Genomic DNA, 17,196 nt, shown 5'->3' with positions numbered 1-17,196 from the left:
TCATGAGAGAAACAATTGAAATAGCACCAAATGTCAGTGATTTACGTATTATCAACCAAGCGGCAGATGCGTGGCTTCCGTGGAATGCTATTGGCGTCGAAGAAAGGTTAGCGGTATTGGACCAATGGAGTGCATTATTAAAGTTTCAACAGGGCATTGATTTATTAGCTTCTCAAGTGATTGAGTATCATTGCCAGCAAGCGACGAAATTAATTGCTGAGCCATTGAATATGCCGGGCCCAACAGGTGAAAGTAATGTACTTAGTACTTCTGGCCGTGGTGTATTTCTAATTATGGCTGAAGAAAACTCATCGGTTATCGCTTTTACTGCTTTGCTGAGCTGTGCATTAGTTGGCGGAAACAGTGTGATTGTCACTGATACAGAAGAACATAAAGCATTATTTGATGTGTTACAGCAAGCCTGTGATTTATCAATGGTTGCTATGCCAGTGTGTTTTGTGAAGGATAATCAAGTATTAAAAGATCTATTAGATGATGATGTAGTTGCTGGAGTTGGTTATGTAGGTGATGAACAGAAAGTGATTGAGTTAAATCGTATTATTGCTGCTAGAACAGGGCAGATTGCGACTTTTATTACTGAGACTGATTTACTTCAACTAGAAACATCGCGAGATCAAAACCTAGTATTACGTTTTATCACCGAAAAAACCTTATCAACTAATGTTACCGCAGTAGGAGGGAATGCAACCTTACTAGCGCTTGGTTGTGGTGAGGAATAATCGCTAGAGTAACCAGTTAAGTATTTGCTAATAAAAAACCGCGCTAGTTGCCTAGCGCGGTTTTTTGTATTGATAGCTTAATCAGTGCTAATACCATTAATGTAAATGGTATTTAATTATGCTGGCAATACACCGTTGTGATAGATGTTTTGTACATCATCACAATCTTCAAGCATTTCTAAGAACTTTTCAAATTTCTCAACATGCTCTTCAGTAATCTCTGTATCAGTTTGCGGTACGTAAGTGATCTCTTCCACTTCTAATTCAACATCTGGGTAGCTTGCATGCAATGCAATTTTTGCATTGTTGAATTCTGTGTGAGGACAAAATACTGAAATTTTACCATCTTCACTGACTACATCAACAACGTCAACATCTGCCATCATTAACTCTTCTAATACCGCTTCATCATCTTCGCCAACAAAAACGAATACAGCTTGGTGTTCAAACATGTGAGCTACTGTGCCAGGAGAACCAATTTTTGCACCAGTCTTATTAAAACAGTTACGTACTTCAGTCCAAGTACGGTTACCGTTATCAGTTAAACAGTCAACGATTACTGAGCAACCACCAGGGCCAAAACCTTCATAGCTTGCACGTTCATAATCTTCACCGCCGCCACCTTTTGCTTTCTCAATTGCACGTTCAATTACGTGTGCAGGTACTTGGTCTTTCTTTGCGCTATCGATTAAACGACGAAGTGATAAGTTACCATCAGGGTCAATACCACCATTTTTGGCACAAACATATATTTCTTTACCATATTTTGAGTAAACTTTAGTTTTAGCGCCGGCCGTTTTTGCCATGTCTAATTTTTTGTTTTGATATGCTCTTCCCATCTGAATGCTCTCTTCTGTGTATGGATTGTCCGGAAAAATATTGGACAGAATTTTAGCGTGTAATGGGCTTTGGTGCTAGGGGATGTAAGGTATTTTACTGAGATAAGTCATTAAAATAGCATAGGAAGAGGATGCACTAAGCTAAAAATGCCCATGTTAGCCCCTAAAACGATCATAATATTTAGTTATGCACTAACTCTTTCAATTCGGCTACGTTTAATAAATTATTTTGCATAGACACTTTACTTGCTCCCAATTCACAATGACTACACCATTCTTGGCCTGCTGAATAGACCTGGGTTTCACTGTGTATTGTTTTTACTGCTATTAAATATAAGCTCTCATATGCAGTTCTTAATTTGGCTTTAATATTCTTTAATCTCGCTTGGGCAAGGTCACTATGTGCTCTACAAATCTGTTTTTCTTTGGCTAGCGCTAATCTTTTTTCTCTACGTATCTCGATATTGGTGATTGCATCAGCCTTAGTTTCAGCAAGTTTAAACTTATTGATCATTTTATCGAGAGTCTGAATCTCTTTAATATGTTTTAATTTTTCCTTTTTCAGCTTTTCGATATCACCTTGCAGGTGAAACTCAGTTTTGGTATTGCCAGATGTCCCTATACTGACCGACGTAATACCTTTGTGGCAGGATGTAACTCCACCAATAATTGCACCTTGGGTATAACTGGAATTGTGAACCTCTATTTTACCTAAACATTCGGTACGGCAATGTATTAACTGACTACTAAGCGTTAAGTCTTTTCCGATAGTAAGGTTGGCATATTGCGCAATAGTGCCAATTAAATTGCCATCACAGATGATTTCACACGTGTAAGTATCATCTTCTTTATTTAAATGACCGATAATAGGCATTTCTACCGTCAGGTCACCACCGCAAATAACTTGAGCAGATTCAATGACGCCCATCACAGTAATATCACCGCTCGCTTTAACTTTCATATTGTCATGAATATCGCCACTAATGACCACAGTACCGTCGTATTCGACATGACCACTTTTATTACTGACTTGCTCTAACAACATCACGTCATCAACTTTAATAAAGCCATCTTGTTCAATGGGAATACCATAATTTTTAGCAATCAGTTGCAGTGGATTTTTAGGATCAATTTGTACATTTTTATGAATGACAAACTCGCTATCTTTACCCTCTATTTGGGGAATTAATTCAGCGGTCACTGTTTTGCCTGGTGTACCAGTTTGTTTAGGTATTTTTTTCATTAATACGGTGCCAGCTTTAACAGTGATTGACTGTCCAAGGTCACGCATATCAACTTTACCGTTCGCTAATAATTTCGGTGCTGGTTTACGATGAGTTTCGGTATTGACTAGTTTAACAAAGGAAGCATCAACACCGTGAATAGGTGCGAGACCATGTGCAATTGTAATTTTAAGGGTTTCACCTGATTTAGCATGTTTACAAGCATTCAGTAAGCCCAGCACATTCTTCGGGACTAGTCCGTACTTTAATCCTAACTCTTGGCATTTAGCTTTAATCATATCAAAGGTAATACTTTGACCACCATAAGCCGTAGTAATACTGGCGCAGGCATCCATTTTGTCTTCGGAAATAGTAATATTTAATTGCGCATCTTGTTTCTCAGCGATCACAATTGGGTCAATCAACACTTTAGAGTCGAGCTGACCATCGGCAAGCATGTTAAATGCATCAATGGCTTGATTGATGCCATCAATATTGATTTTAAATTGCGGTAAAGAGGGGCTTTTTAATAGAGTAAGGATTTCTTCTACAGTAATGTCTGTATCGAGAGGGCTGACTTTTAATAATAGAACATTACTATCATCGGATAGTAAGATATGTTGCATGCTTAGTTTGTCCTGAACCATAACACTCCATTAAAATATACATATCAATTTACATCAAAAAAACCTATTACCTTTATCTCAGATGTATCTCAAAAAAGCAAGATTAACTTAATAATATCATTGTTTTATGAGCTACAGGATAAAGCTGAACAGCCAAATTTGTTGGTGGCCCAGTCTGGGCGTTTCATTTCAAACTGCTGATACTTATCTTGCTGTTGATAAGGTGTCTTTAATAGTTCAGCAAGGGTTAATACTCTTGAATAATCACCGTGTTCTGCTAGCTCTATCGCTTCCTGCACTTGGAAGTTACGTAAAATATAACAAGGATTAATAGCATCCATTTGTATTTTACGTTGTTGATCATCTTGATCTGTTAATTTTAACCTTTGTTGGTAACTAATTAGCCATTTAGATAATTGTTGTAAATAATCTTCAGTTACCTCTTGTTGATTATAAAAGCAGATAGCAAAATGCGCTTGTAATTGTTGCGAATTTTGTGGGCAAGCGCTCGTTGGATAGTCAGCAAGACAACGATAAAACAGTGTCATATCAGTATTGATAGTAGATAGTACAGTCTCTAGGTCGGTACAAAGCTGTTTATCTGACTCTGTTAAAGTGCTCTCATTAAGATCGGTATGTTGAGCAATACCCAATTTTTCACGCATCATCTTTAACCATTTTTCATTGTATAAATGATTGTAATTATTAAAGATTGCTTGCAGTGGCTCAGCTTCATTAATCAGTGGGTAAATGGTATTGGCTAGTTGAAACAGATTCCATTGGCCAATGTAGGCTTGCTGCCCAAAACGATAACGTTTTTCACCTGCATCTGATGTATTCGGTGTCCAATCTAAATCGAAGTTATCAATCCAACCATAAGGGCCATAGTCGATGGTTTCGCCAATTAATGACATATTGTCAGTGTTTAACACGCCATGTACAAACCCAACACGCATCCATTCAACAATTAATTGAGCAGTACGTTCACAAAGACTTTCAAACCAGGCTAAGTAAACCGCTTTATCGATAATGCCAGACTCAGGAATTAATGAAGCATAGTCATGTTTAATACAGTAATCTAAGGTTTGTTTTAAGGTATCTAGATCTCCCCTTGAACCGGGTAACTGCAAAGAACCAAAGCGTAGGAAGGAGGGAGACACTCTAGCAACAATGGCACAAGGTTCGTAAGCGGCATGACCATCGTATAGTTTATCGCGTATGACTTGTTCACCTGTTAGAGTTAAGGTCAACGCACGGGTGGTTGGTATGCCCAAGTGATACATAGCTTCGGAGCATAAGTATTCACGTATTGAAGAGCGTAATACGGCCATGCCATCACCACGACGAGAGTAGGGGGTTTTACCTGCTCCTTTTAATTGTAAGGTGACTTGTTGTTGGCTATCAAGCAATTGATATTGACCAAGGTTAATCGCTCGACCATCCCCTAGCTGCCCAGCCCATTGGCCAAATTGATGACCACCATAATTCATCGCATAGGGTTTAATACTTGGATCGTGAAGGTTACCTGAGACTAAGTCTGCAAATTCTTGTGATTGAGTGGCTTGTTCATTAAAGCCTAATTGCGCTGCCAAATTGTGATTACAACAAATAATCTGTGTGGCTTTGGTCGCGCAAGGAGTTACCCATGAGTAAGCTGCGTGTTCAACTGTACGGCAGCGATTACTAGCGTCAGGATCCGCTGGCAATTGTGAAACAAAAGTCGGATGTGCGCTTGGTAATACAGTACTCATGAATACCTCTAATTGTTACTTTTATTTAACAGCAGCGATCACTGAAATCTCTACTAATAAAGCTTCACGTGCCATGCTTGCTTCTACACATGCACGAGCAGGGGCGTGACCTTCAGGTACCCAAGCATCCCAAACTTCATTCATACCAGCAAAGTGTAATGCCATATCTTTAACGTAGACAGTTGCAGATAAGATATGCTCACGTGAACTACCAGATTCGATTAGTAACTGATCTACTTTATCTAACATAGTTTGTGTTTGTTCTTTGATCTCTTTAGTTGCATCAGCACATACTTGACCACATAAGTAGATTGTACCGTTATGTTTTACTACACGGCTCATACGTTGTTTAGTTTGTTGACGTTCAATCATTAGTTTTCTCTTTGTTGGTTATTTAAAAAGAAATAATTGTAACGTGTCAGTACAAAAAGGCGAGTGTTTTAGCTTATGTATTGAAAACAATACAGTTATTGTTTAATAGAAAGTACCTCCCTTGTTGTTAATTATGAAACAGGCCACTTATAAAATAAACACAGGTGTTGAGTGTCATTATTGGATATTGTCAGCGTTTTTGACATAAACGCGCTCTGGCCTCCCCACTTTTCCGTACTCATTTTCTGCGGTTAACAAACCATTTGCTGAACAATACTCTAAATAGCGTCGAGCAGTGGTTTTACTCATTCCAGTTTCTAACACTAATTTTTCAACAGTAAAACGTATGCCAATATTCTGGGAAAACACGCGTTTGATCGTTTCTAAAGTAATGCTTTCAATACCTTTAGGTAAAGATTGCTGCTGTTTATATCGTAGCTGCATATTAAATAGCTCATCAATTTGGCGTTGTTCCAAGTTATCGTATGCTTTCATTGCTGTATTTAAGGCTAAAAATCGATTAAGCGTTTCTTGTAAACGTTCATAGGAAACAGGTTTGAGTAAGTAATCAAAACAACCTAATTTCATCGCTGTTTTAATTGTCTCAATTTCATCGGAAGCAGTAACTAATACCACATTGGTTTTGTGCATTGATTTATCTGCAATGAGTTCACGAAACAGGTCAATACCAGTACCATCGGGTAAATAGTTATCCAAGATAATGACATTTGGTTTGTGAATTTTAATCATAGTGCGTGCCATTTGCAGCGTTTCCGCAATACCAATAGGATTGAAACGCGCAGTTTGGCGTAAAATTTCACTGTGCGTTTGTGCAATCTTTGCATCATCTTCAACAATTAATACATCAATGAGATCCATACATCTACCTTTAACATTTATTAGGGATAAACACAGAGAAAATACAGCCCTGTGGTTCGGCATTATCGACATTGATAAAACCATTTGCATGTGTGACATAACGATGTACTAAATATAAACCAATGCCATGGCTATGATTATCCTGCTTGATAGTGACGCCTTTTTTCCAAATATCATCGATTAAATCAACAGCGATTCCTGGGCCGTTATCGGTCACTTCAATAACCAAATCACTTCCTGCATCCGTTATTAATATGTTAACGACGGATTGAATATCAAAGCTCTGTTGAGTGGCATCAAAGGCGTTATCTATTAAATTACCAATAATTGCACACAGTTCAGCCTCACTTAACTTTGAGTGAAGTACAGATAGTTGACAAGTAGGATCAAAAATTAATGAGATGTTTAACTCTTTTGCCCTCAAAGACTTACCCAATAATAAACCGGCAACTTGAGGTAAATGTATTTTCTGATGAATAAAATCCAGTAGTTTTTGTTTATTGGTATTTTCAGTAGTAATGAGTTGTTGAACTTCATCAAATCGTTGTAGTTGAATCAGACCAGAAATTGTCGCTAGTCGATTCGAGAACTCATGGCGTAAGACACGTAAAGTATCTGTGTGTTGCTGAACTTGGCTAAGCTCGTTAGTTAGTGCGTCAATATCACTTTTTTCCCTAAAACTGATAACCCAGCCAATCAATTCTTTTTGTTTAAAAATAGCAACGCGATTAGCAATAAAATAATGTTCATTAAAAAGAAGCATTTCATCTTTGATATTTTCAACTAATGGATGTCGGAAAAAGAACTCTGTGTTTGAAATGTATTCAATGATATTTCTGGTTTTTAAGTAGGTGATATCATGCTCTATGTTAAGCAATTGACGGGCAGAATGGTTAATAGTTAGAAAGTTGCCTTTGAGGTCAATAGCAATTACTCCCTCGTATACAGAGCTTAAAATAGATTTCTGTAAATTTAACGCTAGGGTTATGGCTTCAGGCTCCATGTTATTCATTTTTTTCTGGATATGGCGTGAGAACCCCCATGCAGCTAATAACGTTAATACTAGAACACTGAGAATTTCAATCAATAATGGCGTCATATACACCTCAATCCATTGATCGAATCGATTTAATAAATAACCAACAGAAACAACACCGATAATATTTTGGTTCTGATCAAAAATAGGTGACTTCCCTCTGACACCATAGCCTAAACTGCCTTTTCTCAGGCTGATATAAGATTCACCATCTTCTAGTACTCCTGCATTGTCGCCACCAGTCATAGGTAAGCCAATTCGGTCTTCAACTGGGTGGGCGAGTCGAATACCATTTTTATCACCAATCACAATAAAGCTCGCATCAGATATTGTCGCTAAACGGGCAATATTTTTTTGTAATGCAGTTAGGTCATTGCTTTGAATTTGTTTGATTAATGCGGGATCACTGGAGATCTCTTTGGCTTGTATCAGAGCGCGCGTCCCAACTTGGTGTTTAATTGATTTATACAATGTTGTTTCAAAATGCCACACCATCACAGACATCTGTAAAATCACTAATCCAAATAACAACAGGAATATTTTAGTGCGAAAGGTCAATTTTGATAATGAGAAAGGCATGTTTGTTATAGGACCTAATCGTTGTGCAAGTGGCAAGTGTATTGTTTGTTAGTAAATTGAAAAAATCATGTTAATTTAAAAATCTATATAAGCAATCATGCTTTGTCTGTTTTTAGGAGTACCCTCAAATAAATTACTGAAATTAATAAAGAAGCATACATTTAAGTATGCTTCTTAAGTTTATATTTATTAGTAACAATCTAGCTACTTCAAGCAGGTTTGTTAACCATCTTAGAACGAATTGTATTAATAAGCGGTAACAGTACAGACAAAACAGTAACCAATAATAAACCTTGAGCAATACCTGAATCCATAAAGGCAGACAAATCTTGGTTGGAGATTCGGTAACCTTGACGGAATGACTGTTCCATTTGACCACCAACAATCGCCGCTAAAATCATTGGCGAAGTAGGGATATCTAAGCGAGCCATTAAGACGCCTGCCACACCTAAAATAATCAAAATATAGAAGTCGACAACGGACGCACTTATCGCATAACAACCAACAAACGCTAAGCTTAGTACAATGGGGTAGAGTACTTTTGGTGGGATCGCTAACAACCTAACTAATACACCTGCTAGTGGTAAATTAACTATCGCAAGGATAACATTAGCAACAAACATACTAGCAATCAGGCCCCAGGCAGTGTCTGGGTGTTGAGCAAATAATAGTGGACCAGGTTGAATACCCAGCATTAATAATGCACCCATCATTACCGCAGTTGTGCCTGAACCTGGTACGCCTAGAGATAACATTGGGATCATCGCACCAATAGACGCTGCATTATTAGCCGATTCTGGTGCGGCTAAACCTTCAATTGCACCGTGACCAAATTCCTCTTTATTTTTAGATAATTGTTTTTCATTGTTGTAACACATTAATGAAGCCATAGTGCCACCAGCGCCTGGTAATGCACCAATGATAAAACCAACTGGTGCACTGCGTAAAATAGGCCATTTAGAACGTTTCCAATCGTCCTTGCTTATCCAAATTTTCTTAAATTTAGTCTGTGCTTTTTTACCACCTTCGCCCAGTGTACTGAAACTTTTAAATACCTCACCCAATGCATAAATACCAATGATAACAACCAAGAAATCGATGCCTGTTTGTAGTTCCAACACACCAAAAGTGAATCGCTGTAAGCCAGATTGTCCATCAATTCCCACTGTTGAAATGGCTAAACCAATACACATAGAAAGGAAACCCTTAAGCATATTGCCCTTAGACATAGATACCGTCATAGAAAGTGCTGCTACCATTAATAAGCAATATTCAGCAGGACCAAATTTAATGGCTAATCCAGCAACAGGCTCTGCCATTAATGTCATTAAAACAGCAGCAATGGTGCCACCGATCAATGAAGCAATCGCTGAAATAGCTAATGCCGACTCTGCGCGACCTTTCATGGCCATTGGGTAACCATCGAATGTTGCAGCTAACGCAGCACCATCGCCTGGGGTGTTAATCAAAATAGAGCTTCGAGAACCACCAAACATGGCACCAATGTAAACACCCATCATAGTAATAAGTGATGCAGTAGGGCCCATAGAAAAGGTCATGGGTAATAATATAGCAACGCCTGTAGCAGGGCCAAGACCGGGTAACATACCGATAACCGTACCTAAAATACCGCCGACCAGAATTAAAAATAAATAATAAGGCTGCAGTGCAACACTAAAGCCATCCATTAAACTGCTTAAAATATCCATAGCTGTTTAGTCCTTTAATTAAAAAATGGAAATGGAGGAAGATTAACTGACAACATTTCATTAAAAGTAATGAAGATTGCAACAGCAAATATCACCGAAATTAACGCACTTTTTTTCCAGAATCCTAGGCCACAAGTAACCGTTAACATGGAGAACATAAATAGGAAGGTACTAATTACATAACCTGCATGTTCAAATAACATGGCATAAAACACACAAAGCAGGGCTGTGATAGCAACTTTTCTGCGGTCACTTTTACGTTTTGGACTCTCATTCAATAATGCTTTAATGGCTGCAAAAGAAGGTGTCATTCCGCCAGTGATAATCAGCAATAAGCCTATAAATATGGCAATGGCAGAAACAGTCAGAGGAAGGAATATTGCTTCTAACGGATTGCCGAACATAGGCTGAGGTAAACTGTAGGCATAGCCACCGTAAGCAAGACCAAATACGATACTAAATAACCCTGTTAGGCCATCCCAATTGGATTTTATATTTGACATTTTTCACCTCTACCAAATAATCGAGTTTGTTAAGTTATGCCCACACTCGCGTTTAATTGTGTATCGCGCTTATGTTGTTGGCATAATTTTTAGAAAGTAAGCTTTGCTTTTACACAAAGCTTTATTGAGTTTTAAATTGAATTGATATTGATTTGTCAGTAAACGCTGCGGACTATATTTGTCGCAGGTTTACTGTTTATATCATTAATAACATTACTGGTTGTTTATCTACCAAATACACTTTTAATCAGCGTTTTGTATTGTGTATTAGTGTCAGCTAAGAATTCAGTAAACGCTTGTTCGTCTTGGTAAGCATCATCCCAGCCATTACGTTTTAGTGCGGCTTTCCACTCTGGTGTCGCGACCATTTTTTGTAACGCATCATGCCAATATGCAACAGCTTCTTTAGGCATATCTTTAGGGCCAAACAAACCACGCCAGTTTTCGAAAATAACGTCAATACCTTGCTCTTTGACTGTTGGGATTTCAGCAATTAAGCCAGTGCCGATACGTTTATCTGCAGTTTGCGCTAAGGCATGTAATTTGCCACTTTCAACAAGACCAGCAACGTCACCTAAGCCAGTGGATATTAGGTCAACGTGCCCACCTAATGCTTGTGCGATTAAACTGCCATTTTGGAAAGACACATAATCAATATTTCGAAGGTTCTCTACACCTGCTGCTTTAGCCACTAACAAAAATTGAATGTGATCCATTGAGCCTGCAGCAGAGGTACCACCAATTTTTACGGATTTAGGATCTTGCTTAAGTGCATTCATTACCTCTTTAATTGTTTTGTATTTTGAGTTTTCCGGTACCACAAATGCAGCATAATCAGTAATAAGTCGTGCAAGGGGAGTTGTATCTTGGTAACTGTATTGCGTGAGCCCAGTTAAATTAGTTAATAGAATAGGAGGTGAATAAACCGAAATAAGGTCGCCTTTACCGCTTTGAGTTTGCATATAAGAAAGGTTAACTGCGCCACCGCCGCCCGGACGATTTACCACAGGCATATTGGCATCAACCAGGCCTGTATCTTTTAAGGTTTTAGCAACAGTACGAATAGTTAAATCCCAACCACCGCCAGCACCGGCAGGGGCAACCATATTAATAGTATGAGGTGGATAATCTGCAGCGATAGCAAAATTGGTCGAAATAAGTGAAGTGGTTGCAATCACTATACCTGTGAACATGCTTTTTAATCTAATCATTAACATACATCCTTTGCTTGTTTTCTAAAATATTGAGTATTGAACTAATAAAATTTCAAACTCACTTTGTGTCGTCCAGTTGAGCTGAGGAAACCCTCAATTTCATTTGTTGTGTTAAAACAGTGTTTGTTATTTGTTAAATGAAATAACTGAGGGTGTAGCATACTGATCGTGGAATATTGGAATTGTGAATTGAGACGATTAACCGGCATTAATCAATGGAGCTTATGGTTTTTATGGTGTTAATTATTTAATCTAAAATAGAGTGGAGGAAATTGGCATTTAAAAACAATGCTTTACGATGTTTTTTGATGGTTTCTTAAAAGTTATTTGGGATGGTTTTAGAGACCTGAATCTACAGGGGAAACGCTAAGTCTGTGCACGGGGACACATTTATGAGCTATTATTTAATGACTATAAGGCAGTATCAAAAGTGAAAATTAACAAAGTTTTTAGTTAATTGTAAAAACTTAACATATAGATCATCTATTTTGGTTTTTCATATAAAATGTTTCTATCTAGATATTAGCGCCATTTAGCAGTATGCCTTGGTGCAAATTATCTTAAATTAATCTCTTTTCAAGGAAAACTTGTATGAAACTTCAAGAACATGTTTATTTAATGGCAGATTATAATCAATGGATGAATCAAAAAGTCTATGAAGCAGCCAGCACCTTATCTCCTGAACAATTACATGAAGATAAAAAGGCCTATTTTGGCTCTGTGTTTGCCTCACTAAACCATATTTGTGTAGCGGATACACTATGGTTAAAGCGTTTCTCTACTGTTTTAGATGGCTATGAGGCTTACAAACCAATTGCAGCATTAGCGATGCCTGAGTCTTTAAATGTCTTTTTAGCCAATAACTTTATTGATTTGAAAGACCGTCGCGTATTATTAGATGAAGCCTTATTAGAAATTGCTCGTTTATTAACAGATGACGTGTTGCTTCAACCCGTTAGTTACCAAAACAGTAAAGGTGTCTCTGCAAATAAAACACTATTTAACCTATTAATGCATCTGTTTAATCATCAGACTCATCATCGAGGCCAAATTACTACTTTATTGAGTCAATCAAGCATTGATATAGGAATAACAGACCTAGTGTTTATTCAACCCAATGTAAATTAACGCTATCAGTAGATAACGCCTAACGTGATTGCTAGGCGATATGAATGACTAATCTAAAATATTGGAGACATGCCAACAGGTTGGGATTGCAGTAAAATCAACCCCGTTAATACGATTAAAATACCGCCGGTTAATTTAATAAAAGTCTTAATATGCTGGCCACTTTTTGAAGGCTTATTAGTTTTATTACCGACAGTCAGGTATCCCTGTATTAATTTAGTCCCTAAGGTTGTCATTACCGCAATACTTGAAGTGGTTAATGCGGTACCAATCGACATGAAAAATGCACTTACAATACCTAACCAATACAAGCCCAACGTATTAGAAAACAGCAATACCATGATTGCTCCCGTACAAGGGCGTAATCCGACACTGAAAATAATCGCTAAATATTCTTTCAGTGAAGAGGCCTTATTAATCTCTGCTGCACCTGCAAAATGTACATGACCACAACCACAGACGTTATCAGGCCCATGGTTATGAACGTGTGTGGCTGGCTGACTTTTATTACTAACAGGCGCCATAATAGGTTTTATCGTATTTATTTTGATAGGAGTAGGGCGCGAATAAAAAGACTGAATTAACGATTTTGCATTACGCCAAATAACAATTAAACCTAATATCACCACGGAATAAAAACTTAACGTGATTAAATTGTTCGCTTCATTATTCACTTCGCGCATGGTTGAGTTAAACAGCATTAATAATACAGAAACGACAACAATGGCAACGATAGCTTGCAATAACGCCGATAAAATAGTCAGTACTAAGCTGATTTTTACCTTTGTCGGATGGGTAGCAAGATAGGTAGTGACAATTAATTTACCGTGGCCAGGACCAAGAGAGTGCAATATCCCATAAATAAAGGCTAAAGAAACCAGAGATATGCCAGAAGCTAATAATTGAGTTTGTGCAGAATACAAAAGCTCAATGATCTGCTCATTGATACCTTTTTGCCATTGCATACTGGTAATGATCAACGAAGGCCAAGCTTGCCAGATAGCATATCCAGCACTAATAAAAATCAAGCTTACAAAGTATAACCAATGCTTGTTGAACGTAGTCTTATTTGTCACAGCGTTTCCTTATTTAAGGCAATTAATAATGACGGTTTGAGTAAACAGTTGACCCAGCGCATTATCCGGATCTTGATCAACACTTAATGACATCGCATAAGTCACTTGCTCCGGTGTTGGGTTAGGGGGAATCAATTCAAACGAACAACGTTTACTTAATGCAGATGACAATTCAATATCGTTTTTACTATCCCAACTCATATCCACGTAATAACTTGGCTCAAAAATAGCGAGCTTTAAAGGGCGGTCAGAAATGGCTTTAGGTTTAGAGAGAGGAACGTAAAAATCCAGCGTCAGTTTTGGGCCGTTTTGCGTTAATGTACCTTGGTTTGAAAAAGCATATTTAATCGGCGTTTCACCATCATAAAAGTAGGTAAAGTAATGCTCTACATTGATATTTTCCATGACTGAATCTTTCAACTTTTTGAAAGTGGCCGCTTTATTCTCCGCAGATAAGTTTTCTCCATCCAGCATGTAGGCCGAAGTTAATGAATCAAAAGTCCAGGACATCGTTAAACCTGTTATTTGCTCTTCATTGCCCTCAATTTTTGTTTTCATGTTGATCCATGAGTGGGGGTGAGCTTGTGCCCCAATCGGCATAAGTAAACTAAGGATGAAGATAAATGGTAAGAGCTTAGGATTTGTTTTCATGTTATTTCATTCTATTTATCTATTCTGCAAATGATTGCTACCAAACAATATGTTATAATATAACAAATTAAGGTAAAAGGTTTAAATGCAAATTTTAATGATGGTGCCTATTTAGCGATTATTTCCTAAAATTACAGAATAGCCTTAATAGGCACACGATGAGATTGTTAGTTTTGTTTAATCAACAATTCCCCTAATTCACTATTAAAAACAAAGTGAAATAGGGGATAATTTGATTAATTATCTAATGTAGATTCAAATGCAGTAAGACGCTTACGGACAGATAAAAGTTCAACAATGGTTGTCCAAGAGTTCACTAAATATTGGAAGGAGCTGCTTACTTGACCAAAGGCCGTTAGAATTTGTTGCAGAATACCGAAGGTGATCGCGCCGACAACAATAGTCGGTACTAACAGGATAAACACAAAGATATTATCCGCTTGTAAATACAGCATACGCGCTACATTAAAGTACATGTAATGGAAGTATAAACGGAAGTAATTTTTACGCACATTCGCAAACAACTCGTTTAACGCGATAGGTGTCGCACGATCTGCATTATCTTCCCCGTACACTAATTCCTTACGGAACGCCGCTTCAACTTTCTGATTATTAAATTCTAAGCCTGGTAACTTGATACCAATTAACGCCAATAATCCTGTACCAAAAATAGACCAGAATAACGCCGCATAGAAAAGAGGATGTGCAATTTTACCAATAATTGGTAATTCAGAAACATAGTCTGACAGCGCCCATAACACAGGTAAGAAAGCAAACAGGGTCATTATCGCATCTACCAAGGCCACACCAAGGTTTTCCATAATAGACGCAAAACGCATAGTATCTTCTTGAATACGTTGTGATGCACCTTCTACATGTCTTAGCTCCTGCCAATGTGACGTGTAGTAATCATTCATCGCGGTTCGCCAGCGGAAAATATAGTGGCTCACTAAAAATCGAGTTGCCACATAGATAAAGATAGCCAAGAAAGCGATTTCACCAAACACGATTAATAGGTCAAATAACTGTCCAGTTGCCGTGCTAGTCGCTTGCGCATCAACCGCTTGTGTCGAGGTATCACTACCAACGGGTTTTAATAAAGATTGAATTAAATCAAAGAAAGGGCGACGCCAGTTATTAATGGCAACGGATACCTGTACTGAGAAGTAGGTAGAGAATAAAATGGTCGATGTACCAATAATCGACCACCATTGCCATTTATGTGGCGATACCTTAAACCACACCAAAGCAAACAACGCAGTACAAGCAAAATAGTAAGCATAGAACAGTAAGAATGAGTCAGTGACAAAATGCTTTAAGCCGATAACAGGTTCAGACTGAGAAATATCAAGACCCAGTAACGTGGCCATTTGCTCATTGTATCCATACCAAATAGCACAAGTAAGTCCGGCAAAAAGTAATGCCGAGATGAAGAAAATCTTAGGATTGGGAAAGAACGATTTAAACATAGATGTATAAGCCCTTTATTATTTTTGCACTGATTGTACATTGATAACCGAATTCATCATTATGTTTTCAATAAAAATTAAGTAAAAGAAGGTGATAGAAGTAAGGACTTAGTTTGCCTATATTTGTAGCTATCTCATAAAGTGAATGTGAAACAAATCATTGAGGGAGTTAAGTGCCTATTCATTGCAGTGGTTAACAATGCAGTAGATAACATAGCAGTAGATAATTTTAGAAGAATATAATGCAGTGTTACTGCAATGTTTGATGGTAGCGAGTGGGGTGTTTATTTATACAGCATTATCTGTTTACCACCTTTCCTCGGTAAATATGGCATTTTGCCATCTTTCTTCATGACTTATATTTCATATTTTTTATTAAACAATTGATTAAAATGATGGTTAAAGTAACCTACGTCTATTATTAATCATTAGTTGTTTGCCATATTTCCGCCGGAAAAGTGACAATTTGGCATCTAATAATATGTTAACACTACAAGGTGGTCTATTGGATATTCCAAGAGAATTATATAAATATCGTGATTTTGAAAAATATTCAATATTAAGTTTATTAAGTAAAGGTTTATGGATACCAAAGCCATCTCAACTTAATGATCCTTTTGATGCTCAACTAAAATTGAGTAATACCGACGTATCTTTAAAGCAGTTCAAAGAAGCATTTTCACAATTTAAAAATTTGTACTTGAAAGATAATAATGATCCCATTTCATTAGATGGATTATTCAAAGATAATAAACCAAGTGATTTATTGAAGGAAAAAGTCGAACTGTTCTGTGATTTTTGGGAAAAAGAATCAGAGAAAGTAGGTGTTTTATCCCTTTCTGAAGATGCTCAAAGTACAACTATGTGGTCTCACTATGCAGATAATCATACTGGTATATGCATTGGTTACAATCCTGAGAAATTGGCTCCAAAATCACCAAATGGAGCTATGGATTGGCTACGTAAAGTTACCTATATGGAAGAGAATGAAATTATCAGGAATGCATACTTGCTCTATGCAAAATCTGGTATGGCAAATTCCCATAAATCACTTATGGAGGTTTATTTTAAAATGCTATCGACTAAGTCATTAGATTGGGCTTATGAAAAAGAGTGGCGTTTCTTATGCCCCGATATTGGTGGGCGCGTTTACAATCTAGAAATTGATGCAATAACCAGTGTTACTTTTGGTCTTCGAACATCGATAGAAACTAAAACTGCAATATCTCATCTGTTGCGGTACCACAAAAAGAAAACGCAATTTTATCAGGCAATAAGGTGTGACCACACCATTGGACTAGAGCGCATTGGAATGAATGGTTCCTCTGAATACTGGATGAAGCCTTACGAATAGTAGTGTTAACAAGGCGTTTAAACGGAACTTGATGCTCACCCACTTTA

The 17,196-nt window shown here is 37.5% G+C and carries 15 protein-coding genes; 3 read left to right on the top strand and 12 right to left on the bottom strand.

Going from position 1 to position 17,196, the window contains the following annotated elements; translation table 11 throughout:
- The first annotated feature begins 2 nt into the window (after positions 1-2).
- A complete protein-coding gene (locus tag DS885_RS04055; RefSeq protein WP_113818128.1) occupies positions 3-740 on the top strand; it encodes a hypothetical protein in 738 nt (245 codons plus the stop codon).
- Between the two features lie 116 nt (positions 741-856).
- On the opposite strand, the gene DS885_RS04050 is transcribed toward DS885_RS04055, so the two are convergent.
- The 9 genes from DS885_RS04050 to DS885_RS04010 all read right to left on the bottom strand — a co-directional run bounded on the left by DS885_RS04050 (position 857) and on the right by DS885_RS04010 (position 11,468).
- Positions 857-1,579 carry a YebC/PmpR family DNA-binding transcriptional regulator gene (locus tag DS885_RS04050; protein WP_113818127.1) on the bottom strand — a complete coding sequence of 241 codons (723 nt, stop codon included), beginning with the start codon at positions 1,577-1,579 and terminating at the stop codon, positions 857-859.
- A 181-nt stretch (positions 1,580-1,760) separates the two neighbouring features.
- Positions 1,761-3,449 carry a DUF342 domain-containing protein gene (locus tag DS885_RS04045; RefSeq protein ID WP_113818126.1) on the bottom strand — a complete coding sequence of 563 codons (1,689 nt, stop codon included), beginning with the start codon at positions 3,447-3,449 and terminating at the stop codon, positions 1,761-1,763.
- 104 nt (positions 3,450-3,553) lie between these two features.
- Positions 3,554-5,179, bottom strand: coding sequence for a protein adenylyltransferase SelO (locus DS885_RS04040; RefSeq protein ID WP_113818125.1), 1,626 nt, complete (start codon positions 5,177-5,179; stop codon positions 3,554-3,556).
- 21 nt (positions 5,180-5,200) lie between these two features.
- Positions 5,201-5,551, bottom strand: a complete 351-nt coding sequence (locus tag DS885_RS04035; RefSeq protein ID WP_113818124.1) for a RidA family protein — start codon at positions 5,549-5,551, stop codon at positions 5,201-5,203.
- A 177-nt stretch (positions 5,552-5,728) separates the two neighbouring features.
- Positions 5,729-6,430 (bottom strand): response regulator, encoded by a 702-nt coding sequence (locus DS885_RS04030; protein WP_113818123.1) that lies wholly within the window; start codon positions 6,428-6,430, stop codon positions 5,729-5,731.
- Between the two features lie 10 nt (positions 6,431-6,440).
- Positions 6,441-8,045, bottom strand: coding sequence for an ATP-binding protein (locus DS885_RS04025; RefSeq protein WP_113818122.1), 1,605 nt, complete (start codon positions 8,043-8,045; stop codon positions 6,441-6,443).
- A 209-nt stretch (positions 8,046-8,254) separates the two neighbouring features.
- Complete coding sequence (locus DS885_RS04020; protein WP_113818121.1) at positions 8,255-9,754, bottom strand: tripartite tricarboxylate transporter permease; 1,500 nt, start codon at positions 9,752-9,754, stop codon at positions 8,255-8,257.
- Positions 9,755-9,768: 14 nt separating this feature from the next.
- Positions 9,769-10,257 carry a tripartite tricarboxylate transporter TctB family protein gene (locus DS885_RS04015; RefSeq protein WP_113818120.1) on the bottom strand — a complete coding sequence of 163 codons (489 nt, stop codon included), beginning with the start codon at positions 10,255-10,257 and terminating at the stop codon, positions 9,769-9,771.
- Between the two features lie 224 nt (positions 10,258-10,481).
- Positions 10,482-11,468 carry a tripartite tricarboxylate transporter substrate binding protein gene (locus DS885_RS04010; RefSeq protein WP_113818119.1) on the bottom strand — a complete coding sequence of 329 codons (987 nt, stop codon included), beginning with the start codon at positions 11,466-11,468 and terminating at the stop codon, positions 10,482-10,484.
- Positions 11,469-12,062: 594 nt separating this feature from the next.
- On the opposite strand from DS885_RS04010, the gene DS885_RS04005 reads away from it, so the two are divergent.
- Positions 12,063-12,599, top strand: coding sequence for a DinB family protein (locus DS885_RS04005; protein WP_113818118.1), 537 nt, complete (start codon positions 12,063-12,065; stop codon positions 12,597-12,599).
- A gap of 53 nt (positions 12,600-12,652) precedes the next feature.
- Here DS885_RS04005 and DS885_RS04000 read toward each other — a convergent pair whose 3' ends face one another.
- The 3 genes from DS885_RS04000 to sbmA all read right to left on the bottom strand — a co-directional run bounded on the left by DS885_RS04000 (position 12,653) and on the right by sbmA (position 15,795).
- A complete protein-coding gene (locus DS885_RS04000; RefSeq protein ID WP_220149642.1) occupies positions 12,653-13,675 on the bottom strand; it encodes a nickel/cobalt transporter in 1,023 nt (340 codons plus the stop codon).
- A 9-nt stretch (positions 13,676-13,684) separates the two neighbouring features.
- Positions 13,685-14,326: a DUF1007 family protein gene (locus DS885_RS03995; protein ID WP_113818117.1), complete on the bottom strand. Its 642-nt coding sequence runs from the start codon at positions 14,324-14,326 to the stop codon at positions 13,685-13,687.
- A gap of 236 nt (positions 14,327-14,562) precedes the next feature.
- Entirely contained in the window at positions 14,563-15,795 is a 1,233-nt protein-coding gene (gene sbmA, locus DS885_RS03990; protein ID WP_113818116.1) for a peptide antibiotic transporter SbmA, read from the bottom strand.
- A 466-nt stretch (positions 15,796-16,261) separates the two neighbouring features.
- Here sbmA and DS885_RS03985 point away from each other — a divergent pair, with 466 nt between their 5' ends.
- Positions 16,262-17,149, top strand: coding sequence for a DUF2971 domain-containing protein (locus tag DS885_RS03985; RefSeq protein WP_147232326.1), 888 nt, complete (start codon positions 16,262-16,264; stop codon positions 17,147-17,149).
- Positions 17,150-17,196: the final 47 nt, after the last annotated feature.

The organism is Psychromonas sp. B3M02 (assembly GCF_003318165.1).
GTDB lineage: Bacteria > Pseudomonadota > Gammaproteobacteria > Enterobacterales > Psychromonadaceae > Psychromonas.
The sequence above is the reverse complement of the archived record's forward strand: the minus strand, read 5'-3'. Positions and strand labels throughout refer to the sequence as shown.

Bases quoted from the DNA above. Each gene is read 5' to 3' on its own strand.
- DS885_RS04055 (WP_113818128.1), top strand. From the start codon at position 3: ATGAGAGAAACAATTGAAATAGCACCAAATGTCAGTGATTTACGTATT.
- DS885_RS04050 (WP_113818127.1), bottom strand. From the start codon at position 1,579: ATGGGAAGAGCATATCAAAACAAAAAATTAGACATGGCAAAAACGGCC.
- DS885_RS04045 (WP_113818126.1), bottom strand. From the start codon at position 3,449: ATGGTTCAGGACAAACTAAGCATGCAACATATCTTACTATCCGATGAT.
- DS885_RS04040 (WP_113818125.1), bottom strand. From the start codon at position 5,179: ATGAGTACTGTATTACCAAGCGCACATCCGACTTTTGTTTCACAATTG.
- DS885_RS04035 (WP_113818124.1), bottom strand. From the start codon at position 5,551: ATGATTGAACGTCAACAAACTAAACAACGTATGAGCCGTGTAGTAAAA.
- DS885_RS04030 (WP_113818123.1), bottom strand. From the start codon at position 6,430: ATGGATCTCATTGATGTATTAATTGTTGAAGATGATGCAAAGATTGCA.
- DS885_RS04025 (WP_113818122.1), bottom strand. From the start codon at position 8,045: ATGCCTTTCTCATTATCAAAATTGACCTTTCGCACTAAAATATTCCTG.
- DS885_RS04020 (WP_113818121.1), bottom strand. From the start codon at position 9,754: ATGGATATTTTAAGCAGTTTAATGGATGGCTTTAGTGTTGCACTGCAG.
- DS885_RS04015 (WP_113818120.1), bottom strand. From the start codon at position 10,257: ATGTCAAATATAAAATCCAATTGGGATGGCCTAACAGGGTTATTTAGT.
- DS885_RS04010 (WP_113818119.1), bottom strand. From the start codon at position 11,468: ATGATTAGATTAAAAAGCATGTTCACAGGTATAGTGATTGCAACCACT.
- DS885_RS04005 (WP_113818118.1), top strand. From the start codon at position 12,063: ATGAAACTTCAAGAACATGTTTATTTAATGGCAGATTATAATCAATGG.
- DS885_RS03995 (WP_113818117.1), bottom strand. From the start codon at position 14,326: ATGAAAACAAATCCTAAGCTCTTACCATTTATCTTCATCCTTAGTTTA.
- sbmA (WP_113818116.1), bottom strand. From the start codon at position 15,795: ATGTTTAAATCGTTCTTTCCCAATCCTAAGATTTTCTTCATCTCGGCA.